Annotated in this window: 4 protein-coding genes and 1 rRNA gene; 4 read left to right on the forward strand and 1 reads right to left on the reverse strand. The window is 69.2% G+C overall.

Annotation, left to right across the window (positions count from 1 at the left end; genetic code table 11):
• Nucleotides 1–67 precede the first annotated feature (67 nt).
• Both rrf and GT354_RS39935 read left to right on the forward strand, forming a co-directional pair.
• Nucleotides 68–184: ribosomal RNA gene (rrf, locus tag GT354_RS39930) — 5S ribosomal RNA — on the forward strand.
• A 73-nt stretch (nt 185–257) separates the two neighbouring features.
• Nucleotides 258–440 carry a hypothetical protein gene (locus tag GT354_RS39935; protein ID WP_237535914.1) on the forward strand — a complete coding sequence of 61 codons (183 nt, stop codon included), beginning with the start codon at nt 258–260 and terminating at the stop codon, nt 438–440.
• A 71-nt stretch (nt 441–511) separates the two neighbouring features.
• Here the strand turns inward: GT354_RS39935 and GT354_RS56830 are convergent, their stop codons facing one another.
• Nucleotides 512–2,293 carry a protein phosphatase 2C domain-containing protein gene (locus GT354_RS56830; RefSeq protein WP_161361333.1) on the reverse strand — a complete coding sequence of 594 codons (1,782 nt, stop codon included), beginning with the start codon at nt 2,291–2,293 and terminating at the stop codon, nt 512–514.
• Nucleotides 2,294–2,943: 650 nt separating this feature from the next.
• On the opposite strand from GT354_RS56830, the gene GT354_RS39945 reads away from it, so the two are divergent.
• Nucleotides 2,944–4,101 carry a tyrosine-protein phosphatase gene (locus GT354_RS39945; protein WP_161361335.1) on the forward strand — a complete coding sequence of 386 codons (1,158 nt, stop codon included), beginning with the start codon at nt 2,944–2,946 and terminating at the stop codon, nt 4,099–4,101.
• A 110-nt stretch (nt 4,102–4,211) separates the two neighbouring features.
• Nucleotides 4,212–4,407, forward strand: a 196-nt coding sequence (locus GT354_RS39950; RefSeq protein WP_161356922.1) for a helix-turn-helix domain-containing protein, incomplete at its 3' end; no start/stop codon positions are given.

Raw genomic sequence — 4,407 nt, forward strand, 5'->3', positions numbered from 1 at the left:
TAATTGAATCACCGCATGTGATTTCTGGTTCGCCGTTGTCTCGGTTGATATCGAGGTTCGATGGTTTTCCGGTGGTCTTGGCGGAGAGGAAACGCCCGGTCTCATTCCGAACCCGGAAGCTAAGCTCTCCAGCGCCGATGGTACTGCACTCGAAGGGGTGTGGGAGAGTAGGACGCCGCCGGAATTTACGTGTGGAAGGCCCGCCCCCTTTACGGGGGCGGGCCTTTTGCGTTTAGCGGTGCGGTATGGTCTTGCGCATGCCTGACAACGAACTCGATCCCGCCGCCAGCACTCAGATGTTCCGCGCCTTTGTCGCCGAGGACCGCCCTGCGGCCCCCGGTGAGCCGGCCCGTCGTAGTACCCCGCCCGTGTTGTTGATCGCCGGTGTCGTCGTGGCGATCATCGTCGTGGCTGCCGCCGTACTCATCGCCGTCAGCTGACATGCCGACGGGCGGGCCCGAATCGATCGGCCCGCCCGCGGGGTATTCGACGCAGTTTTGTTAATCGCCGCTCAGACCGACGGCCACAACGCGACGACGCAACCGTCTTCCTCGCGTAGCCGAAGGCCCTCGTCGACGTCGCGCAGATAGTCGAAGAGGGAGGGCGGGTTGCGCCAGTCCTCGGCGAGCCGTGGTGCGAGTCCGGCCGTGGGTTGACCGAGTGCCTCGGCGAAGCCTCCGGTCATCATGACCAGGACGTCGGTGGGCCGCCAGGTCGTACGGCAGATCCGAAGCTGATCGTCGCCGGCCCGGTCCGGCAGCGCGGCCGGGGCGGTCTCCGCCGACGTTTCCCGGATGCCGAGCGGGGCGCGCCAGCCGCCCTGGGCCAGCCGAAGCACGGTGCTGTCGCCGAGCACGGCCATGTCGACGCGGTCGTCCTCCATGGGGTCCGACGCGGTGACCAATATGGCCAGCCTCGTCGCGGGTTCCGAGCGGCCGAGGTCGTGGGCCCGTTCGGCGGTGGACGCCAGCCGGGTGCGCAGGTCGTTCTCGACCTCCAGCTGTACGCCGGCCCAATCCCAGTTCTCGTGGCGCTCGCGCGCGACCATCCGCGCGACCGTGCGATACGCGCTGCGCACCGCGATCTGGGCGGCGAGCTCCGACGCGTGTGCGTTGTCGATGCCGTCGCACACGATCGCGATCGTCCATCGCGCGCTCGGGTCGGGCCCGACCGCGAAGCAGTTCTGGCGCGGAAGCCCCTGGTGTTGGTGTAGTTCGCCGCGGACGCCCGCGGCACGTACGTTCAGTCGGCCGAGCCGGCCGCCGTCGACGACCATGCCTCCGCCGTCGGCCATCGCGGGGGGCGGGAGCATGCGCAGCATGCGGCGCGGTACTTCGTCGACCGGAGGCTCCTCGGGTTCGGATCGGTATGAGGTCAGTGGGCCGGCCGTCGAGTCGGACGCGGCGGGGCTCGTGCTCACGGGGAGGAGCGAGGTGCGCTCGTCGTCCGATTCCGCGTCCGCTTCGTCGTCGCGGTAACGCCCGGTGCCCCCCTCGCCCTTGGCCGTATCGGCCGCAGCCGTATCGCCCGCAGCGGTCCCGGGGCCGACCGGCGCGGGCCGATCCGGTTGCGGCGGCGCGGATCGGCGTGCGGGGATCGAGGCGAACGACGTGCGGCGCTCCGACGGGGCGGGGCCGGGGTCCAGGGGGTCGACCGGATCCATCGGGTCGGCCGGGGCGATGTCGTCGTCGGGCTCGGGCTGCCAACGCGCGCTCGACTCGTCGCGGCGCAGGCTCCGGGCGGGGCCCCGCGAGGGCGGGATGACGCCCGGTGGGTCGCGGTGCAGGCGGTCGGGCGGCATCGTGTCGCCGGGGATGCTGTCCGACATCGGTGTGCCCGGCGAAGGGGAGGACCCGAGCATGACGTCCTCCCAGTGCGAGGAGCCCGTGCGCCTGCGGGTGCGTCCCGACGGGGGAGCCGTGTCGTAGTCGGTGTCGTAGTCCGGGGCCTGGTCGCGGCCGTAGTCGTAGACGCCGGCGTCGGCCTCGTAGGGATCGCGCCGAGCCGGACCGGATCGGCGCTCGTACGGGTCCTGTTCCTGCTCGTCGGTGGGCGCCCCGAAGCCGAACCAGTTGGCGACGCGACGGGCTCGTCCCGAGCGCCGCCCGGCCTGATCCTGCGTCAAGTCGGGGAAACCGAGGGGTCCTTCGGGTTGTTCGCCGTTGCGGTCGTAGTCCGTTTCCGGTTGTTCGCGACCGGGCGGACCGGACGGCCGGGCAATGGGTGGGCGCGGCATGGGCTCGGCCGGCAAACCATCGCCGGGGGTGTGGCGCTTGCTGGTACCGTCCGGCACGGATTCCTCCTTCGCGTCGGGCCGGCCGGCGAGCCGGTCCCGTCGTATCGCCGGTGGGCGGTCCGGCTCCCACGCGTGCGACAGATATCAACAGGTATAGCGTGCACAGCCGGTGCCCGTGTGCGCACGCGCGCGCATTCGTCCCCAGTTTGTCCGCGGACCGCCGAACTACCGTGCGGATGGCGGACTTCTACCCGCGATCCCCACTTTCGTTACCTGTTTGACGGTGTATCAGGGAAACTCTGGAGCGGTCCGCCGGCGTTCCCGCCCCGGCCGTCGAATCGTCACCGCCCGGCGTATGTCATCACCGGGACGACGGGCACCCATCGGATCCTGCGACTGCCCGCTCCGCCGGCGCCGATGCGCACGGACGCCGATGCGCGTCGTACGGACATCGAGTGTTTCTCGGAGTCTCGTCGAAAGCCCGACGCCGAGCCCCGCTTCGGGGACCGACCGGCGGTGCGCCGAGTGTGTCGAAGCCGACCTTCTTTCCATACGGCACCGTCTGGAGTATGGAATAGGGAGATCACTACAGTGGTGCCCGTCGCGCGGTGGCAACGACCGGTTGTTTTCCGGGCCGTTCCCGCGCGCCCGTGAAGTTTCGACTCCGGTCCTCTCATGAACATTTGCCTCCTCGGGAGCACAACCGCATGCGCATACGCACCACCCGCCTCGCGACCCTCGCCGTAGCCGCGGCGCTCACGCTCGGCGGTTCCGTCGCGGTCGGCTCGGCCAACGCCTCGACCGACGACCACGCCGACACGAAGGTCTCCGCCCGCAGTGGTCTGGGCATCGTCGACAACGCATCGGCAGTGGCGAACCCGGACGGCACCTACACGATCGGCTGGACCGACCGCTGGCCCGGCCCGATGCACGTGTACGCGTCCACCGACGTGGACCGCTTCACGCAGATCGTCGCGACCAGCACCGGCACCTCGGTGCGGATCACCGGCCTGGACACCACCAAGCGCTGGTACTTCAACGTCACGCCGGCCGGCCCGTTCATCGGCGTGGTCGTCGCGCCGCGCACCATCGGCCTCCAGAGCGCCCCGAACGCTCGCGACATCGGTGGTTACCGCACGAACTGGGGTCTGACCGTCAAGTACGGCCAGGTGTTCCGTTCGGATGCCTTCGGCAAGGCCACGGACGCCGATGTCGCCAGGCTCGCCGCTCTGGGCCTGGACGAGGCGGTGGACTTCCGTACCGATGTCGAGACCGCCCAGAACGGCCCCAACAGGCTGCCCGCGGGTGTGACCGCCAAGAACCTGCCGATCGCCGACGGCAACCTGACCAACATCATCAACGGCGCGGTCGGCAGCAAGGACCCGGTCAAGCAGCAGGAGCAGCTCGGCGACGGCAAGGCCGCGGCCGCCCTGGAGACGATCTACAAGGGCTTCGTCGACGACCCGGCCCAGCGCGCCCAGTTCGCGACCGTGCTGCGCGACCTGGCCGAGGGCAAGTCCGTGATCTACAACTGCACGGCCGGCAAGGACCGCACGGGCTGGATGACCGCGGTGATCCTCAAGGCGGTCGGCGTCGACGACGCCACGATCTACGGCGACTTCCTCGCCACCAACGCGAACCTCAAGACCCGCAACGACGCCACCAAGGCCGGCCTCAAGGCCGGCGGGCTCATGCAGAACCCCGACCTGCTCGACCCGCTGCTCTACGTGCAGAAGTCCTACCTGGACACGGCGTTCGCCCAGGTGAAGGTGAAGTACGGGTCGTTCGACAATTACCTGCGCAAGGGTCTGAACATCGACCCGATCACGGCGCTCAAGCTGCAGGCGCAGCTGCTCACCTTCTGACCCGACCCGCTTCGCGATCCACTCGCAGGCGACCGCTCCGTTGCTCGGCAAGGCCCCTGACGCTTCTTAGGTTCTAGTGGTCGTCGCAACACCCCAGTTCAGGGGGTGCGATGGACTTCGAGGTTCGTGCGGATCGGCGGCCCCAGGGCCCGAGGAAACTGGTCGGTGAGCGGGCGGAATACCTTCGGCTCGTGGATCTTGGGATAAGCAACACGGAAGCCTGCCGGATCGTGGGCATCAATCGCCGTACCGGCAAGCGATGGCTCTACGGCCGGCAGGCATCCGGGAAGAACAAGGCAGCGGCGC

This window comes from Streptomyces sp. SID3343 (genome assembly GCF_009865215.1).
Classification (GTDB): domain Bacteria; phylum Actinomycetota; class Actinomycetes; order Streptomycetales; family Streptomycetaceae; genus Embleya.

Coding starts and splice junctions, on each gene's coding strand:
- GT354_RS39935 (WP_237535914.1), top strand. CDS start 258: ATGCCTGACAACGAACTCGATCCCGCCGCCAGCACTCAGATGTTCCGC.
- GT354_RS39945 (WP_161361335.1), top strand. CDS start 2,944: ATGCGCATACGCACCACCCGCCTCGCGACCCTCGCCGTAGCCGCGGCG.